Consider the following 17,800-nt stretch of genomic DNA (forward strand, 5'->3'; position numbering starts at 1 on the left):
TCCCGTTCCCTTCGTTGCAGGGTTCGTGGGCAAGGGTCCGGTTCGGGGTTGCACCCCCGAGTCGGACCCGTCTTGCTTTCCGACTTCCGTACCTAGTCTGTACTCCCGAGCCGGATGACCCGGTCGAAGCCCCGGGCGGACAGCGACCCGGAGTCCAGCCGGGCCCGCAGGTCGGCGGTGACCGGGTTGGGCAGCCGCCACGGTGCCCGGCGCAGATTCGGCCCGGGTATCTCGGAGTTGAGCCGGCGTCCCAGCGCCGCCCACCGCTCGGCGGCGGCCTCCTGTGCGGCGGCGACCCGCACGGCGACGACCGCCGAGGACTCGTGGGCCGCCGGTTCCATCAGCTCGGCCGCCCGCATCGGTTGCAGGCGGACCTGGAGGTCGATCCGGTCGAGCAGCGGACCGGAGAGCCGGGCGAGGTAGCGGCGGCGGGCCGCCGGAGCGCACTCGCACCGGTCGTCGCCCGCCGGGTTCGCACACGGGCACGGATTGGCGGCCAGCACCAGTTGGGCCCGGGCTGGGTATTCGGCGCCGCCCCGGCTGCGGGTCAGCAGCACCCGACCGTGCTCCAACGGCTGGCGTAGCGCCTCCAGCGCCGGCTTGCTGAACTCGGGGGCCTCGTCGAGAAAGAGCACTCCACGGTGTGCGAGGGAGATCGCGCCCGGCCGGGCCAGTCCCGCGCCGCCGCCGACGATGGAGGGCACGGTGGCGGTGTGGTGCGGGGCCTGGAACGGTGGCCGCCGGATCAGCCGACCGCCGGCCGGCAGCAGGCCCGCGACCGAGTGCAGCGCGGTCACCTCCAGCGCCGCGGCGTCGTCCAGCGTCGGCAGGATCGACGGCAGACGTTCGGCCAGCATGGTCTTGCCGGCGCCGGGCGGCCCGATCAACGCCAGATGGTGTCCACCGGCGGCGGCGACCTCCAGCGCCCGTCGGCCGAGCCCCTGCCCGGCGACGTCGGCGAGATCCGGTCCGGTGACCGCCTCCGGCGCGTCGTCGACCGGCGGTTCGATCAGCGGTCGGCCGTCGCGGACGAAGCAGACCAGCCGATGCAGGCTGTCCACGCCCCGCACCCGCAGGCCGGGCACGACGGCGGCCTCGGCGGCGTTGCCCACCGGCACGATCACCCGGTCGATGCCGGCCCGAGCCGCCGCGGCCACCATCGGCAGGACGCCCCGGACCGGGCGTACCGCGCCGTCGAGACCCAGCTCGCCGAGGATCGCCACGCCGTCCAGCGGGAGCAGCGGCAGCTCACCCGAGCCGCCGAGCAACGCCACCGCGATCGCCAGGTCGAACGTCGACCCGAACTTGGGCAGGGTGGCCGGCAGCAGGTTGAGGGTGATCCGCCGGTTGGGCCAGCGCTGGCCGGAGTTCACCACGGCGGCGCGGACCCGGTCGCGGGCCTCGTGCAGCGCCGTGTCGGGCAACCCGGAGATGACCACTCCGGGCAGGCCCGGTGCGAGATCCGCCTCCACCTCCACCAGGTGTCCCTCCACCCCGACCAGGCCGACGCAGAGCACCCGGGCATAGCTCATCGCGGACCCACCGGACACTCGTACGGCGACACGACCCCGCCGGTCGACGGGGGCACCTCGATGCCGGTCGGCGGGCGTGCTCGACCGCCAGTCGGCGGGCGTGTCCCACCGCCGGTCGGTGGCGGCGCGCTTCGTCCGGCGTCGCGGGGCATCAGAAGGCACCCTTGAGGTGTTCGACCCGGGCCCGGCCGGCTGCGGGCAGCAGGACCGAGAGGACGTCGAAGCGGATCTCGTCGGCAGTGGTGCCGGTGCTCGCGAGCCAGGCGGCGGCGAGCCGGCGCAGGCGGCGCGCCTTCCGGGCCACCACGGCCTCGGCGGGACTGCCGAAGCGGGTGGTGCGACGCGTCTTCACCTCGCAGAAGGCGAGCACCGGCCCGTCCCAGGCGATGATGTCGATCTCTCCGGAGGGGCAGCGCCAGTTCCGCTCCACCGGCCGCAGGCCCGTCTCGATCAGGTGTCGGACGGCGCACCGTTCCCCGTAGCCGCCGACCGCCTGGTTCCGCTTGGTCATGCCGGCACCCTGCGCCCGTACGTGGTGCCGGGGCGACCCCGCCGACGCGACCTGTGGACAACCGCAGGGGCTGTGGACGAACAGACGATCATGCCTTTCGTGTGCTAGGCGTGCGCTAATCCACGAATCCGGCCGTTACTCTGCGTACCTGGTCGAAAGGGGACAGGGCCTCTGGCCAGGCGCGGGACGGGAATGGCGTACGCCCTGCCCGTCGCATACGGTGCCGACGTGGACGGAAGACGCAGCTTTGCCGATGACCAGGAGTCGCGCTGGTACCCGGGTGAACGCGACCGCGGCTACGGCGACCCGGATTGGCGCAGTACCTCGGAGGCGCGGTACCGCGACGAGGATCCCCTGACCGCTCCCGAGCAGCGGGCGGACGACGACGACCGGTACGGCTCGCCACGGCGCTTCGGCACCCCTGATCCGCTCGGCGATGCCCCGGCCGAGACCGAGCGCTACCGGGCGTCGCGCTTCCGGCGGCCGGACGCGGCCATCGATCCGGAGATCTCCGGTGAACTGCCCACCGACCGTCCCGGTCGTCGGGCCGCCCGGGAATCGGCGCCGACCTCCGGCGGAGCGCTGCCGGTGACCGATCCGACCCGGCCGGCCCCGCTGGGCGGGTACCCGATCGTCGAGGCCAAGCGGTCGACGGAGACGCCGAACCCGTTGGAGATGCCGACCGGCTCGATGCCGTCGGTGGCACCTCGAACGGACCTGCCGACCGCCGACCACTCGTATCCGGCGAGCGGCGACACCGGGTACCAGGCCGGCAGCGACCCCGAGCCGTCGGCGGCGGGCGCCGTACACCAGTCCGGTGTCGCCGGTACCGGCTTGCCGGCCGGCGGTGCGGGCACCAGCTTCCCGGCGGGCGGTGCGGGATCCGCGTACCCGGTCGACGCCGCGACCGCCGGCTACCAGGCGCTTGCGACGCAGCCGGGGCTGCCGGCGGGTGACGGTGTCTACCGGTCGCGTCGTCCAGTGCTCGCGGTGCTGTTCGCCGTGCTGGTCGCGATCTTCGAGGTGCCCGCGCTGCTGGTGCTGCTGCACGGCGTCACCGCGGATCCGGTCTCCGCCGCCGACGTGCTGACCGGCATGCTCCTGATGATCGGTCTGCCGATCTTCGCGGCCGGCCTGTACGGGCTGCGGACCACCGGCTTCTCGCTCACCGACGGGGCACGAGGCTGGCTGCGGCCGCCCACCGCGTACCTGACCGTCGGCCTGGCGCTCTTCCTCACTGCCGCGCTGGCCGCCGGCTGAACCACCGGCGGCACCCGCCCGCGCCGTCGCGGCGTCGGGCGGACGTCGGCGTCCCGAGGATGTTAGGAGGGGACCCTTCCTATACCGCAGGCGTTAGTAGGGGGCCCTTCCTTACACCCGGGCGTGGCGGGGTGGGGAGGGCGCGTACACTGGGCGACTGGCGACCGCCTCGCGCGGTCGACCTCGCGTGCCCTCTCCACGAATCGTCGTGGGGCGACGGCCTCCCTGGTCCCGACCCTGTCGGGCCCGTCATGGCCGGCGACCGGGCGCCAGGACGCCCGACCGCCGGTCGGGCGGCACAACCAGGGACCGCAAGGAGTAATCAACCATGGCCGTCGTGACCATGCGTCAGCTGCTGGAGAGTGGTGTTCACTTCGGGCACCAGACCCGGCGCTGGAACCCGAAGATGAAGCGCTTCATCTTCACCGAGCGTAACGGCATCTACATCATCGACCTCCGTCAGACTCTCGACTACATCGAGAAGGCGTACGAGTTCGTGCGCAACACGGTGGCGGAGGGTGGCAGCATCCTCTTCGTCGGCACCAAGAAGCAGGCCCAGGAGGCGATCTCCGAGCAGGCGACGCGGGTCGGTCAGCCGTACGTCAACCACCGCTGGCTCGGTGGCATGCTGACCAACTTCCAGACGGTGTACAAGCGGCTGCAGCGGATGAAGGAGCTGGAGGCCCTCGGTGACCTCAGCGGCACCGCCGCGGGGTACACCAAGAAGGAGACCCTGCAGCTTTCCCGCGAGAAGATCAAGCTGTCCCGCACCCTGGGTGGTCTGCGGGACATGCAGAAGCTTCCGGCCGCGGTCTGGGTGGTCGACACCAAGAAGGAGCACATCGCCGTCGACGAGGCCCGCAAGCTGGGCATCCCGGTGATCGCCGTGCTCGACACCAACTGCGACCCGGACGAGGTCGACTTCCCGATCCCGGGCAACGACGACGCGATCCGCTCGGCTGAGCTGCTGACCAGGGTCGTCGCCGCCGCCGTCGCCGACGGTCTGATCGCCCGCTCCGGCCGTCGCCGGGGCGGCGACGAGAAGCCGGAGGCCGGCGTGGCCACCGACGAGCCGCTGGCCGAGTGGGAGCGCGAGCTGCTCGAGGAGCCGAAGAAGGCCGACGAGCCGCAGGCGGCTGCCGAGCCGCAGCAGCCCGCCGAGCCGCAGCAGGCCGACGAGTCGCAGCAGCCCGCCGAGCAGCCGGCCGCCGTCGCCGGTCAGTGACCGCACCGCCGCCGGCCACCGTCCGTCCCTGACGGCGGTGGCCGGCGGCGGGCAGACCGGGCACGAACCTCTCGGAACCGGGTAATCGTCACCTCAGTCCATTTCACCCGCAGTCCCAACACCGAAGAGAGAGCCATGTCCCAGATCACCGCGGCGGACGTCAAGAAGCTCCGCGACCTGACCGGCGCCGGCATGATGGACAGCAAGAAGGCCCTGACCGAGGCCGAGGGCGACTTCGACAAGGCCGTCGAGATCCTGCGCGTCAAGGGCGCCAAGGACGTCGGCAAGCGGGCCGGTCGGACGGCCGCGAACGGCCTCGTCGCCCACTCCGGTCAGGCGCTGCTGGAGCTCAACTGCGAGACCGACTTCGTCGCCAAGAACGACGCCTTCATCGCGCTCGCCCAGCAGCTGGTCGAGCACGGTGAGCGCTCGGGCGCGAGCAACGCCGAGGAACTGCTGGCCAGCGAGATCGACGGCCGTCCGGTCGCCGACGTGGTCCAGGAGCAGTCCGCCAAGATCGGCGAGAAGCTGGTGCTGAACCGCTTCGCCAAGCTGGACGGCACGGTCGCGGTCTATCTGCACCGCAAGGCCCAGGACCTGCCCCCGGCGGTGGGCGTGCTGGTGCAGTACGCCGGCAAGGCCGACGAGGCCGGCGACGCCGACGCCCGTGGCGCAGCAATGCAGATCGCCGCGATGCGTCCGAAGTACCTCACCCGGGACGAGGTGCCGGCGGAGATCGTCGAGTCCGAGCGGCGGATCGCCGAGCAGACCGCCCGCGAGGAGAACAAGCCCGAGGCCGCTCTGCCGAAGATCGTCGAGGGCCGGGTCAACTCCTTCTTCAAGGACTTCGTGCTGCTGGAGCAGTCGTCGGTCACCGACAACAAGAAGTCGGTGAAGCAGGTGCTGGCCGAGGCCGGCATTGAGATCACCCGCTTCGTGCGGTTCGAGGTCGGCCAGTCCTGACCTTCGGCCGGGCGTACGCGCCCGTGCTGGGCAACGACACGACGAGGAGGCCGCCGGTGTACGCGACACACACCGCGGTCTCCTCGTCCCATAAGGTCGGCAACGGCAGATGCGCGCACCCGGGCGCGGCAGTGGGGGAAGGACGGGCGGATGACGCAGGTTGTGAGTGACCCGACGCTGGCGGTGGACGACCCGACGGCACCACCGCCCGGCCGGGCCCGACGGGTGGTGCTGAAGCTTTCCGGCGAGGTGTTCGGCGGCGGCGAGATCGGCGTGGACCCGGACGTGGTCCAGGCCATCGCCCGGCAGATCGCCACCGTGGTCCGCCGCGGTGTGCAGGTCTCGGTGGTGGTCGGCGGCGGCAACTTCTTCCGCGGCGCGGAGTTGCAGAAGCGCGGCATGGACCGGGCCCGGGCCGACTACATGGGCATGCTCGGCACCGTGATGAACTGCCTCGCCCTGCAGGACTTCCTGGAGAAGGAGGGCATCGAGACCCGCGTGCAGAGCGCGATCACGATGGCCCAGGTGGCGGAGCCGTACATCCCGTTGCGGGCGATCCGGCACCTGGAGAAGGGCCGAGTCGTCATCTTCGGCGCCGGCGCGGGTATGCCGTATTTCTCCACCGACACCACGGCCGCCCAGCGTGCGCTGGAGATCCACGCGGACGTGGTGCTGATGAGCAAGAACGGCGTGGACGGCGTCTACAGCGCCGACCCCCGGATCGACCCGACCGCCAGCAAGTTCGACTCGATCACCTTCTCCGAGGTGCTGCGCCGCAACCTGCGGGTCGCCGACGCGGCCGCCTTCAGCCTCTGCATGGAGAACGGACTACCGATGCTGGTCTTCGGCGCGCAGGGCGACGACACCATCGTCCGCGCGGTGGGCGGCGACAAGATCGGCACGCTGATCACCACCTGAGCTGACCGTCGACGGTGACCTCGGCGGTCCGTCCCGGTGACCCGACAAGCCCACGACGAGCACAAGAAGGAGGCGAGGAGAGCGGTGATCGACGACACCCTCCTCGAGGCCGAGGAGAAGATGGAGCGTGCGGTCGAGCACGCCAAGGAGGAGTTCGGTGCCATCCGCACCGGTCGCGCCACTCCGGCCATGTTCTCCAAGATCATCATTGACTACTACGGCAGCCCCACGCCGCTGACCCAGATGGCGTCCGTGGGCGTTCCCGAGCCGCGCATGGCCATCATCAAGCCGTACGACAACTCGCAGATCAACGCCATGGAGAAGGCGATCCGCGACTCGGACCTCGGGGTGAACCCGAACAACGAGGGTAACCAGCTGCGCATCCTGCTCCCGCAGATGACCGAGGAGCGCCGCCGCGACATGATCAAGGTCGCCCGGAACAAGGGCGAGGAGGCGAAGATCGCCATTCGCAACATCCGTCGCAAGGGCAAGGAAGAGCTGGACCGGCTCGTTAAGGACGGCGAGGTCGGCGAGGACGACGGCCGTCGCGCGGAGAAGGAACTGGACGACGTGACCCAGCGCTACGTGGCGCACGTCGACGAGTTGGTCAAGCACAAGGAAGCCGAGCTGCTGGAAGTCTGATCCGCCGCCACCCTCGCCACGTACGCCCGGCTCGTCGATCATGACGTTGTCGTCCTCCGGCTCTCCGCCCGGTACGGCAAGCTCATGATCGACGAGGCGGGCGGTGGGTACTGGTGCGTCCTGCGGAGCCTCCGGGTGCAGTAGGCTCGGCACGATTCCCGGCGACCCGGGGGTGAACGGTGGAGATCAACCGGCTTACCGGCCGGCGAATCAGACGGAGCGCCTCGCGCGGGTAGGGGATGGTAGTGGCTGTGCGTCAAGTGGTTGATCTCGTACCGCTGTCGTCCGGTGCGTGATGTCCCACCTCGACCCCTACGGTGGCGCCGAGGCCCGCGGCTGGGACCGCCCGGATCGGCCGACCTCGTTGCCCTGGCCCGACCCGGACCTCGAACCCGGCCCGTGGTCGCGCGGCCCGCACCCCGGCGCTGAACTCTCCGCCGAGCCGCGTACCCGCCCGCGTCCGCCGGCCGACAACCCGTACGCCCGGCCCGTCGAGGACCGGGGCGACCCGGTCGGAGCCGGCTTCGGCTCCCGACCCGACCCGTTCGACGACCGTGACGTCCCCGGACGGTACGACGACTCGGCCGGTCCGTACGACCGGGACCAGCCGCGTGACGCCCCCGACGCTGTTCCGCGACGCACCGAGGGCAACGGACACCGCGACCTGGAGCACGAGGACGCGCCGACGGCGCAGTTCGCACCGGTACGCCCCGACGACGGCCGGGACCACGACGACGCGCCGACCACGCAGCTTGCTCCGGTGCCGGCGGACGACGCCCCCGAGCCCGAGCCCGAGCCCGACGCCGACCCGGCCCAGGCCCGACGCCACCGTGGGCGACGGCGGGCCGGTGCCGGTCGTCCGGCGAGCCAGCCGACGCCGAGCCGCGCCGGCCGGAACCTGCCGGCCGCCATCGCCGTCGGGGCCTGCCTCGGCGCCGCCGTCCTGTTGCCGCTGTTCCTGTACACCCCGGCGTTCCTGTTGCTGATCGCGGCGGCCTACGGCGTGGGCATCTGGGAGATGTCCCGGGCGGTACGCCGTGGCGGTGCCCGGGTCCCGCTGGTCCCGCTGATCTCCGGTGGCGTGCTCACCGTGACCCTGGGCTGGTTTGCCGGCCTGGACGCGCTCCTGCTCGGCCTGCTGGTCACCCTCGCGGGCACCCTGGTCTGGCGGCTCGGTGACGGCGTCGCCGGCCTCCGGCGGGACATGACCGCGGCCACCCTCATCGCGGTGTACGTGCCCTTCCTCGGCGGCTTCGCCGCACTGCTCGCCTCCTCGCCCGGTGACGGCCCGTTGCGGGTGCTGGTGACCCTGGTCGCGGTGGTGCTCTCCGACACCGGCGGGTACGCGGCCGGCGCCAACTTCGGCAAGCACCCGATGGCGCCGACGATCAGCCCGAAGAAGTCCTGGGAGGGGCTGGTCGGCTCGCTGGGCGCCGCGGCGCTGGGCAGCGCCGTGCTGCTCTGGCTGCTGTTCGACGTAGCCCCCTGGTGGGGTGCCGTGTTCGGGATGGCGATCTCGGCGGCGGCGGTCATCGGTGACCTCGCCGAGTCCATGATCAAGCGGGATCTGGGCGTGAAGGACATGAGCAACCTGCTGCCCGGGCACGGCGGTCTGATGGACCGGCTCGACTCGGTCCTGTTCGCGGTGCCGACCGCGTACCTGCTGCTGGTGGTCTTCGTGCCGGCGGTGAACTGAGGCATGGACCACGCCGGCGTGCCCGGGTCACGCAGGGGGTCGGAGGGGATGCGCTGCCTCCGGACGGGTGCGTTCCTCGGCGGGCGTGCCAGACTGGACGGGCCATGACGAGTCTGCCCCTGATCCCGGTCGACCCGGACGCGCCCGGCGCGCGTCGGGCGGCGATGCCACCGCAACACCTCGCCGACCTCGACCTGAACGGTCGCAAGGAGTTGGTGACGGAGCTGGGCGAGCCGGCTTTCCGAGCCCGCCAGATCTCCACCCACTACTTCGGTCGCCTGGTGCGTGACCCGGCGCTGATGACCGACCTGCCGGCGGCGTCCCGTGACCGGCTGGCCGACCGGCTACTGCCCCGGCTACTCAACCCGGTACGCGAGCTGGCCTGCGACGACGGGGCGACCCGGAAGGCGCTCTGGCGGCTGCACGACGGCTCGATGGTGGAGAGCGTGCTGATGGGGTACCCGGACCGGGTCACCGTCTGCATCTCCAGCCAGGCCGGATGCGGCATGGCCTGCCCGTTCTGCGCCACCGGCCAGGCCGGGCTGACCCGCAACCTGTCGACCGCCGAGATCGTCGACCAGGCGGTCTACCTGGCCGGGGTGGCCGCCTCCGGCGCGGTCGCCGGGTCACCGCCGAGGCTCTCGCACGTGGTCTTCATGGGCATGGGGGAGCCGCTGGCGAACTACAACCGGGTGGTCGCGGCGATCCGTCGGTTGGTCGCGCCGGCCCCCGAGGGTCTGGGTCTGTCGCAGCGCCACATCACCGTCTCCACGGTCGGCCTGGTGCCCGCCATCAACCGGCTGGCCAGCGAAGACCTGTCGGTGACTCTTGCGTTGTCGCTGCACGCGCCCGATGATGAGCTGCGCGACGAACTCGTGCCGGTCAACCAGCGCTGGAAGGTTTCCGAGGTGCTGGCGGCGGCCTGGGCCTACGCGGCCCGGACAGGGCGTCGCGTGTCGATCGAATACGCGATGATCAAGGACGTGAACGACCAGCCGTGGCGAGCGGATCTGCTCGGGCGGCTGCTGGCCGGCAAGCTGGCCCACGTGAACCTGATTCCGCTCAACCCGACTCCGGGCAGCCGCTGGGACGCCAGCCCGAAGCCGGTCGAGCGGGAGTTCGTCCGGCGGTTGCGCGACGCCGGGGTGTCCACCACGGTGCGGGACACCCGAGGTCGCGAGATCGACGGGGCGTGTGGGCAGCTGGCCGCCGCGGAGGACAGGGGCACCGACCCGGCCGGGGAGATGTCAGCGTGACCGGGCGTGGCGAACGAGACCAGGAGACATAGTGGCGAGTCAGGGTCAGCGTTTCCGGCGTAAGGCGCTCCGCCGGGGCTACAAGGTTGACGAGGTGGACGCTTTCCTGGACCGGGTCGAGGCGACTCTCGCGGGTCAGCCCGTCGGCGCCCCGGTGGTCTCGCAGGAGGTCCACGACGTCGTCTTCCGGGTCCGCTTCAACGGCTACGACGAGTGGCAGGTCGACCTGCACCTCGACCGGGTCGAGCGGCAGCTGGCCGAGTTGGAGGAGCGCGGCGGTACGGGTGGCGTCCGGGGCAGCGACTCCGGGATGGGCTCGTCGGACCGGATGGCGCCCCCGGACCGGATGGGCCCGCCCGATCGCATGGGTCCGCCGGACCGGATGGGACCCCCGGACCGGATGGGACCCCCGGACCGCATGGGTCCGCCGGTGCGCGACGAGCGGGGCATGGCCCCGGTGCCGCAGCCGCCGATGCCGCCCCGGTCGATGCCGGCACAGGCCGGCCCCTACGGCCGCTACGACGAACCGACGGGAGCCTTCGCCGGCGGGTACGACTCCCCGCGCGGCGGGTACGACGGACCGCGCGGTGGCGGTCCGATGGGGCCCGGTGGCCAGATGGGGCCGCCCGGCGCGCAGATGGGTCACGGCGGCCCGCCGCCGCGCGGCCTGCCCGCCGGTCCCGGCGGCTACGGCCCGCCGGATGGTCCGGGCGGGTACGGCCCGCCGGAGGGTCGGGGTGGCTACGGCTCGCAGGACGGCCCGGGCGGGTACGGCCCGCCGGAGGGCCGGGGTGGCTACGGTCCGCAGGACGGCCCCGGTGGGTACGGCTCGCCGGACTACGGTCCGCCGGACGCTCCGGGCGGGTACGGCCCGCCGGAGGGCCGGGGTGGCTACGGTCCGCCGGACGAGCAGCGGTTCGACGGCTTCGAGGCGGGACGCCACGGCCGGACCGACATGACCGCGGAGATCCGGATGCCGGACCGTGAGCAGCGACGCGGCCCGCAGGGGAGCCCGCCCGGGCTGCCGCAACAGGCGATCGGCGGTCCGTCGATGGGCGTGCCCTCGCTGGGTGGCCCGCCGGCCATGGCCGGCCCGCCGATGGCCGGGCCGCCCGGCAGCGACCTCTACCGGGTGGACGAGATCCGGCGCAGCTTCCAGGTGCGTCGCTTCGGCAGCGGGTACGACCCCGACCAGGTGGACCGGTTCTTCGACACCCTGCTCGGTGGGATGGCCGGCCGGAACCCGATGCCGGTCAACCCGAAGGACCTGGACACGCTCCGGTTCGGGCTGGTGCAGGGCGGCTACTTCGAGGCCGAGGTCGACGCCGCGCTGAAGAACGTGCAGGACATCCTCTTCGGCCGTTGAGCCACCACGACGAGAGCCGCCCACCGGGCGGCGCGACGAGGGCCCGCCCCTTCCGGGACGGGCCCTCGTCGTACGTCGTGTCGTCTGCTCGGCTCAGGAACGCAGGCCGTTGCGCCGCAGTACCGTGTCGCCGATCACGATGAGCAGCAGGAGCGCGGCGACCCCGACCAGCCAGAGGTCCTCGACCCTGCCCTCGTGGTTGCCGCAGAGCATGGCCAGCATCGCGAACGCGGTGAGGACCGCGCCGATCCGCCCGGCCTTGCGGTGCCCGGGCTTGTGCTGGTCTGGCGACGTTACCGGCTCGCTTCCCGCCACTGTCGGTCCTTCCTCGCGTTCGGATCTCCGGTTAGTCTGGCACGCCACCCGGGAGGGGACCTGCGGTGGGGCGGATACGCGGGGCCGACGCCTGCTGCGCCGACCTCGGGACCTTCGGCCCGGCCGGGTGGGGCGGGCGACTATGGCGGCGTCGCGGGGCGCAGACCAGACTGCCTCCGGTAGCGTTCTGACGTACACCTTGATTGTCTTTTTTGAGGGGGAACTGCGGTGCGAGTGACCGGTACCGGGCACGCCAGCATGCGGATCGACACGGCTGCGGGCAGCATCCTGTGCGACCCGTGGGTCAACCCGGCCTACTTCGCCTCCTGGTTCCCGTTCCCGGACAACTCGTTGCTCGACTGGGAGACCCTCGGCGACGTCGACTACCTGTACGTCTCGCATCTGCACCGGGACCACTTCGACGCGGCCCACCTCAAGCGGTACGTGTCGAAGAAGGCCACCGTGCTGCTGCCGGATTTCCCCACCTCCGAGATGGAGGACGAGTTCCGGGCGCTGGGCTTCACGAAGTTCCTGAAGACCCGCAACGAGGAGGTGTACGAGCTGGACGGTGGCCTGAAGATCATGATCCAGGCGCTGACCAGCCCGACCGACGGTCCGATCGGTGACTCCTCGCTCTGGGTGGAGTACGACGGTGTCCGGCTGCTGAACCAGAACGATGCCCGCCCCACCGACCTGACCACCTTCGCCGAACTGGGTCACGTGCACGCGCACCTGCTCCAGTTCTCCGGCGCGATCTGGTACCCGATGGTGTACGAGCTGCCGCAGTCGGCGAAGACCGCGTTCGGCAAGCAGAAGCGGGACCGGCAGTTCGACCGCACCTGGCGCTACATCGACGACCTCAAGGCCGACCACGTCTTCCCGATCGCCGGCCCGCCGTGCTTCCTCGACGACGAGCTGTGGCAGTTCAACGACATCTTCGGTGACGAGGGCAACATCTTCCCCGACCAGTCGGTCTTCCTGAGCGAGTACGCCAAGGTCGGCGGCACCAACGGCATCGTGCTGCTGCCCGGCAGCGTCTCCGAGGTGACCACCGAGGGGGCGACCACCACCCACCCGGTGCCGATCGAGGAGTTCTTCGCCAACAAGGCCGCTCACCTGGAGGAGATGCGCGAGCGCAAGCGGCCGGTGATCGAGGCGGAGAAGGCGTCCTGGCGGCACCCCGAGGTGGACGTGCTCAAGGAGATGAAGCGGCGGATCGAGCCGTTGCTGGACGAGTCGATCTATCTCGCCAAGGGCGTCGGCGGCCCGGTCCGCTTCGACCTGGTGGGCTACGACGGCGAGAGCATCGAGTCGATCGTGGTCGACTTCCCCGGCAAGCAGGTCCGGCCGTACGCGGACGAGAAGGTGCGTTACCGGTTCCGCACCGAGCGGGCGCTGGTCGAGCACCTGCTGCACATCGGTGAGGTGGACTGGGTCAACTCGCTCTTCCTCTCCTGCCGCTTCTCGGCCGCCCGGATCGGCCAGTACAACGAGTTCGTGTACGCCTTCTTCAAGTGCCTCTCCACCGAGCGCCTCCAGTACGCCGAGGGCTGGTACGACGAGCACGAGCGGGCGGTGGACGCCGAGGACATCACCCTGGGCGACTGGGTGGTGCAGCGGCGCTGCCCGCACCTGAAGGCGGACCTGAGCCGGTTCGGCATCGTCGAGGGCGACCAGCTCACCTGCCAACTGCACGGGTGGCGTTTCGACCTGCCCAGCGGCCGCTGCCTGACCAGCGTCGGGCACAAGGTCCGCGCCCACCGGGTCGGCGAGGAGGCTCCGGAGAGCCCGCAGCCCGCGAGCTGACTGATGTAAGGAGGGGTCCCCTGCTAACGCCTCGCGTATAGCAGGGGACCCTTCCTAACATTCCAGGCGAGCAGCCGAGGTGCGATGGGTGCCGTAACCGTCGAATTGCGACGCTGACTACGATTCCGGGCATGCAATCGTCCCCTGGCGTCATCGTGCCCGAATCCGCGCTCGGCTCAGCGATCTCCGCGTACCGCACCTGCGAGCTGGCGACGCTCACCAAGGACGGCACACCGGTCGCCTGGCCGACGTCCGGGCTGCTCCGTCCGGACGGCACGATCATGCTCACCACCTCGTTGGGTTACCCGCAGAAGGCGTTCAACGTGCGCCGCGACGGCCGGGTGGCGCTGCTCTTCTCCGACCCGACGGCCAGTGGGCTGACGCAGCCGGAGCAGATCCTGGTACGCGGCACGGCGCACTGCCCCGACGAGGTGCACACCGATCCGACCGGTGACCTGGCCGACTTCTGGACCCGGATGTTCCAGCGTCAGCCGAACTGCCGCAAGTACCTCGACTGGCCGGCGACCATGTTCACCGACTTCTACTTCATGCGGCTGCTGATCACCGTCACCCCGACCGAGGTGACCACCCGCCCGCTACCGGCCACCCCGGAAGCGGGCGAGTCGTCGGCCGAGGACGGGTCGCTGGTCGGTGCGGAGGTGCTGGCGGCGTACCCGAGTGTGGTGCTGGCGGCCCGGGACGGCACCGGCGCACCGCTGCTGGTGCGGACCACCGCAACTGCCGGCGCGGACGGCTACCGGGTGGTGGTGCCGGACGGGGTGGACCCCGTCGAAGGCGCGGCGACCCTGCTGGTCCACCGGCACGACGCGCAGTTGTGGAACCTGCACAACGCCAGCGTGCGCGGTGAGCTGGTCCGCAGCTGCGCACGGTGCGTACCACCCGGGCCGCGACTCGTCGCTACCTGGACCGGCGAGGCTGGCCGCGTCCCACCGTCCCGTGGGCGGCCTACCGCGCCCTGCGCCCGGCCGACTGAGCCGTGCGGGTGTGCACGTGTGCACGTGTGCACGTGTTAGGAAGGGACCCCTCCTATACACCAGGCGTTAATAGGGGGCCCTTCCTTACACCGCGCCCTTCCTTACACCGCGCCCTTCCTTACACTGCACCCTTACACCGCGCCCTTCTTGCGCCGTATCGCGCTCAGCGGCCCAGGTCGGCGAGGATGCGTTGGGCGGCGTTGTGTCCGGCGGCGCCGATCACGCTGCCCGCCGGGTGGCAGCCCGCGCTGCCCGCGTACACCCCGTCGACACCCGTGGCGTACGGCATCCGGTCGGTGAACGAGATGGTGTTGTCGACGTGGTGGATGTGCCCGCCGGTGATGCCGAAGTGCGCCTCGATGCCGGGCGGCGGCAGCGGCACCGCGTCGGCGATCAGGTCACCGGTGCCGGGGGCGTACCGTTCGCAGATCTCCACCAGCCGGGCGACGTATCCGGGCAGCGCCGCGTCCCAGGTGGTGCCGGCCAGCTCGTACGGCACGGACTGCACGAACAACGCCGACGAGTGGTGCCCGTCCGGGTCGGCCAGCGACGGGTCGACGGTGGTGTGCAGATACCACTCGATGGTCGGCTCCTGCGGCAGCCGTCCGGCCTGCACGTCGGCCCACATGGCGCGCAGCGCCGCCATCGGCGACTCGCCGCCGCCACCGGCCAGTGACGCCGACCCGGGCAGCAGGTGGATGGTGGACCCGAACGGGCTGGGCGCGTCCGGCGGCAGGCAGGAGAAGCGGGGCAGGTCGCGTAGCGCCAGGTTGAGCTTGAGCGTGGTGCCGGTGCGCCGGACCGCCGTCATCCGCTCGCCGAGTTCGGTCGGCAACGCGCCGTCGGGCAGCAGCGCCATCAGCCGGTACGGGTCGCAGGCGCCCAGCACCACCTCGGCGTCGACCTGCCGTCCGTCGGCGAGGACGACACCGGAGGCGGCCCCGCCGTCGAGCGTGATCGCGGTGACCGGGGTGCCGGTGACGATCCGGGCGCCGGAGGCGCGTGCCGCGTCGGCGAAGGTACGCGACACGGTGCCCATCCCGCCTTCGGCGATCATCCAGGTGCCGTCCGAGCCGGGCAGCCGGCACATGTTGTGCACCAGGAAGTTGTGCCCGGTGCCGGGGTCGTCCGGGCCGGCGTTGAGCCCGGACAGGCCGTCGGTGACCGCGTACATGCTGACCAGCAGCTCGGAGTGGAAGTCGAAGCGGGCGAGGTAGTCGGCGACCGAGCCGCGTACCAGGTCGACGAAGACCTGGCGCAGCTCGGGCCGGACGTAGCGGTCGGCGGTCTCCTCGGCGGGCAGCGGCTCGGCCAGCCAGACGGGGGCGAGGTCCGTGCGCAGGGCGGCCAGCTCGGCCTGCAACGCGTCGTCGGCGGCCACGTCGGCGGGGGAGAAGAACTCGGCGAGCTGGGCCCGGGTGGCCGTGGCGTCGGTGCCGAAGAGGAGGTACGGCGATCCGACGCCGCCGGGGGTGGGCAGGAAGTAGTGCGGGTCCCGGCGTCGCACCGGAATGCGGACGTCGAGCGCCGCCAGCAGTTCCGGGGGCATCAGGCCGAGCAGGTACGAGCCGGTGGAGTGGCGCAGCCCGGGCACCTTGGGGAAGGGGTTCTCGGTGCGGGTGGCACCGCCGATCACGTCGGCGGCCTCCAGCACCAGCACGTCCAGGCCGGCTCGGGCCAGCAGGATGGCGGAGACCAGCCCGTTGTGTCCGGATCCGACGATGACCACGTCCGCGCGTCCTGGAACCTCACCCCTCATCCCCGCACCCTAACCCGTCCGCACCTGCTCCGGGACCGTGTTGATCATGGTCAGGCCGGCGACCCGTCGTCCGCGCGTGCGGCACGGCGGATACGCCAGTCGGCCAGCGCCAGGGTGGCGGAGTAGCCGGCCAGCACGATCACGTGGAAGAGATAGAGCCAGAGCAGCACGGCCACGGCCGCACCGACCTCGACCAGACCGCCGAAGGGCAGGCCCAGGTCGAGCGGGAGCGAGGCGAACAGCACGAAACCGTGCAGGAAGCCGGAGAGGTTGGCGGCGGTGAACGACCCGACCGCCAGCGTGGAGAGCCAGTCCGGCGACGCCGGACCGACCACCCGGAAGACCCACACCAGCACCGGGGTGAGCACCAGCCAGACCGCCAGGAAGGACAGCACCACGCCGAGCGCGCCGGCCCAGCCGCCCCGCCGCACCAGCTCGGTGGTGGTCGGCAGCGCCAGCAGGATCGACAGCAGCAGGGCCGGGGCCGGGGCGAGCAGCGGCAGCAGCAACACCCGGCCCCGCCAGCCGACCAGGTGCTCGTCGGTGCGGGGCGCGGCCACCGAGACGAAGGCCCGGCGCAGCCCCTCGCCGTAGAGCGACGCGGGCAGCAGCGCGGCCAGCGCCAGCCAGGGCGTCAGACCCACCCCGGCGTCGACCAGGGCGGCCACCGCGTGGGGCGCGCCGATGGCGTCCGGCAGGGTCTCCACGGCGTACCCGGTGAGCCGGCGTACCCGGTCGCCTCCGGCGAGCAGGGAGGTGAGCCAGATCGCCAGCAGCGCCACCGGCACCACCGCGATACCCCCGTAGAAGGTGATCGCGGCGGCGTGCAGGGACAGGTCTCGTCCGCGTACCGGGCGGAAGGCGGCCCGGGTGATCCGTCTGGTTCGTCGCCACGCACCGCCCATCCCGCTTCTCTTCCCCCTCGCGACTCCGCCCACGCCTGGTGTCACCGGCAGCACACCCAACGCGTGGTGGTCGGCGTCGTTACGATCGGCGGCCATGACCGTGGACGTGACCGAGCGGCTGCTGCTGCGCGAGTGGCAGGACACGCCGGAGGACCTGGGCCGGCTCTACGACCTCTACTCCCGAGAGGAGGTGATGCGCTGGCTGGGCGGGGGAGCGGGACGGCTGACCGAGCCCGACCAGGCGGCCCCCCGGCTGGCCGCCTGGCGGGAGCGGTACGCCCCGTACGCCGGCCGGTACGGACTCTGGGCGATCGAGGTCCGCCGGACCGGGGTGGTGGCGGGCAGCGTACTGCTCAAGCCGTTGCCCGGGGCCGACGGCATGACGCCGACCGACGACATCGAGGTGGGCTGGCACCTGCACCCCGACTCCTGGGGGCACGGCTACGCCACCGAGGCGGCGCGGGCGGTGCTGGCCCGCGAGTTCGCCACCGGCACCGAGCGGGTGTACGCCGTGGTGCTGCCGGGCAACGAGCGGTCCACGGCGGTCTGCCGCCGGCTGGACATGACCCACCTGGGCCGGCGCACCGACTGGTACGGCGGCATCGAGGTGGAGACGTTCGCGCTGACCCGCCGCGAGCTATCGACGTAGCA

General features: G+C 71.8%; 15 protein-coding genes and 1 pseudogene. 11 read left to right on the top strand and 5 right to left on the bottom strand.

Features of this window, described 5'->3' with window-relative positions; genetic code table 11:
• Positions 1 to 98: 98 nt before the first annotated feature.
• Both ACZ31C_RS17270 and ACZ31C_RS17275 read right to left on the bottom strand, forming a co-directional pair.
• Positions 99 to 1,532 (bottom strand): annotated as a pseudogene (locus ACZ31C_RS17270) (YifB family Mg chelatase-like AAA ATPase); the annotation flags it as partial.
• Positions 1,533 to 1,683: 151 nt separating this feature from the next.
• A complete protein-coding gene (locus ACZ31C_RS17275; RefSeq protein WP_350693687.1) occupies positions 1,684 to 2,043 on the bottom strand; it encodes a YraN family protein in 360 nt (119 codons plus the stop codon).
• Positions 2,044 to 2,271: 228 nt separating this feature from the next.
• Between ACZ31C_RS17275 and ACZ31C_RS17280 the strand changes: the two genes are divergently transcribed.
• The 8 genes from ACZ31C_RS17280 to ACZ31C_RS17315 all read left to right on the top strand — a co-directional run bounded on the left by ACZ31C_RS17280 (position 2,272) and on the right by ACZ31C_RS17315 (position 11,369).
• Positions 2,272 to 3,303 carry a hypothetical protein gene (locus ACZ31C_RS17280; protein ID WP_465796130.1) on the top strand — a complete coding sequence of 344 codons (1,032 nt, stop codon included), beginning with the start codon at positions 2,272 to 2,274 and terminating at the stop codon, positions 3,301 to 3,303.
• 328 nt (positions 3,304 to 3,631) lie between these two features.
• On the top strand, positions 3,632 to 4,528 hold the full coding sequence (rpsB, locus tag ACZ31C_RS17285) for a 30S ribosomal protein S2 (protein WP_465796131.1): 897 nt from the start codon (positions 3,632 to 3,634) through the stop codon (positions 4,526 to 4,528).
• Positions 4,529 to 4,663: 135 nt separating this feature from the next.
• Positions 4,664 to 5,491 carry a translation elongation factor Ts gene (gene tsf, locus ACZ31C_RS17290; protein ID WP_350693691.1) on the top strand — a complete coding sequence of 276 codons (828 nt, stop codon included), beginning with the start codon at positions 4,664 to 4,666 and terminating at the stop codon, positions 5,489 to 5,491.
• Between the two features lie 150 nt (positions 5,492 to 5,641).
• On the top strand, positions 5,642 to 6,409 hold the full coding sequence (gene pyrH, locus ACZ31C_RS17295; RefSeq protein ID WP_350693692.1) for a UMP kinase: 768 nt from the start codon (positions 5,642 to 5,644) through the stop codon (positions 6,407 to 6,409).
• A gap of 84 nt (positions 6,410 to 6,493) precedes the next feature.
• Entirely contained in the window at positions 6,494 to 7,051 is a 558-nt protein-coding gene (frr, locus tag ACZ31C_RS17300; protein WP_131057263.1) for a ribosome recycling factor, read from the top strand.
• Positions 7,052 to 7,346: 295 nt separating this feature from the next.
• Positions 7,347 to 8,747 carry a phosphatidate cytidylyltransferase gene (locus ACZ31C_RS17305; RefSeq protein ID WP_465796132.1) on the top strand — a complete coding sequence of 467 codons (1,401 nt, stop codon included), beginning with the start codon at positions 7,347 to 7,349 and terminating at the stop codon, positions 8,745 to 8,747.
• A gap of 104 nt (positions 8,748 to 8,851) precedes the next feature.
• The gene (gene rlmN, locus ACZ31C_RS17310; RefSeq protein ID WP_465796133.1) at positions 8,852 to 10,003 is read left to right on the top strand and encodes a dual-specificity RNA methyltransferase RlmN; all 1,152 of its coding nucleotides are present in this window, start codon (positions 8,852 to 8,854) and stop codon (positions 10,001 to 10,003) included.
• A 31-nt stretch (positions 10,004 to 10,034) separates the two neighbouring features.
• The gene (locus ACZ31C_RS17315; protein ID WP_465796134.1) at positions 10,035 to 11,369 is read left to right on the top strand and encodes a DivIVA domain-containing protein; all 1,335 of its coding nucleotides are present in this window, start codon (positions 10,035 to 10,037) and stop codon (positions 11,367 to 11,369) included.
• A 93-nt stretch (positions 11,370 to 11,462) separates the two neighbouring features.
• On the opposite strand, the gene ACZ31C_RS17320 is transcribed toward ACZ31C_RS17315, so the two are convergent.
• Entirely contained in the window at positions 11,463 to 11,684 is a 222-nt protein-coding gene (locus tag ACZ31C_RS17320) for a DUF2631 domain-containing protein (protein ID WP_396752420.1), read from the bottom strand.
• Positions 11,685 to 11,912: 228 nt separating this feature from the next.
• Here ACZ31C_RS17320 and ACZ31C_RS17325 point away from each other — a divergent pair, with 228 nt between their 5' ends.
• Entirely contained in the window at positions 11,913 to 13,490 is a 1,578-nt protein-coding gene (locus ACZ31C_RS17325) for a Rieske 2Fe-2S domain-containing protein (RefSeq protein ID WP_465796135.1), read from the top strand.
• 131 nt (positions 13,491 to 13,621) lie between these two features.
• Positions 13,622 to 14,524 (top strand): pyridoxamine 5'-phosphate oxidase family protein, encoded by a 903-nt coding sequence (locus ACZ31C_RS17330; protein WP_465796136.1) that lies wholly within the window; start codon positions 13,622 to 13,624, stop codon positions 14,522 to 14,524.
• Positions 14,525 to 14,648: 124 nt separating this feature from the next.
• On the opposite strand, the gene ACZ31C_RS17335 is transcribed toward ACZ31C_RS17330, so the two are convergent.
• Together ACZ31C_RS17335 and ACZ31C_RS17340 are read right to left on the bottom strand one after the other, a co-directional pair.
• Positions 14,649 to 16,244: a phytoene desaturase family protein gene (locus ACZ31C_RS17335; protein WP_465796137.1), complete on the bottom strand. Its 1,596-nt coding sequence runs from the start codon at positions 16,242 to 16,244 to the stop codon at positions 14,649 to 14,651.
• 50 nt (positions 16,245 to 16,294) lie between these two features.
• Positions 16,295 to 17,149, bottom strand: coding sequence for a YhjD/YihY/BrkB family envelope integrity protein (locus ACZ31C_RS17340; RefSeq protein WP_465796138.1), 855 nt, complete (start codon positions 17,147 to 17,149; stop codon positions 16,295 to 16,297).
• A gap of 94 nt (positions 17,150 to 17,243) precedes the next feature.
• Between ACZ31C_RS17340 and ACZ31C_RS17345 the strand changes: the two genes are divergently transcribed.
• A complete protein-coding gene (locus ACZ31C_RS17345) occupies positions 17,244 to 17,798 on the top strand; it encodes a GNAT family N-acetyltransferase (protein ID WP_465796139.1) in 555 nt (184 codons plus the stop codon).
• Positions 17,799 to 17,800 lie beyond the last annotated feature (2 nt).

This window comes from Micromonospora sp. NPDC023869 (assembly GCF_055559695.1).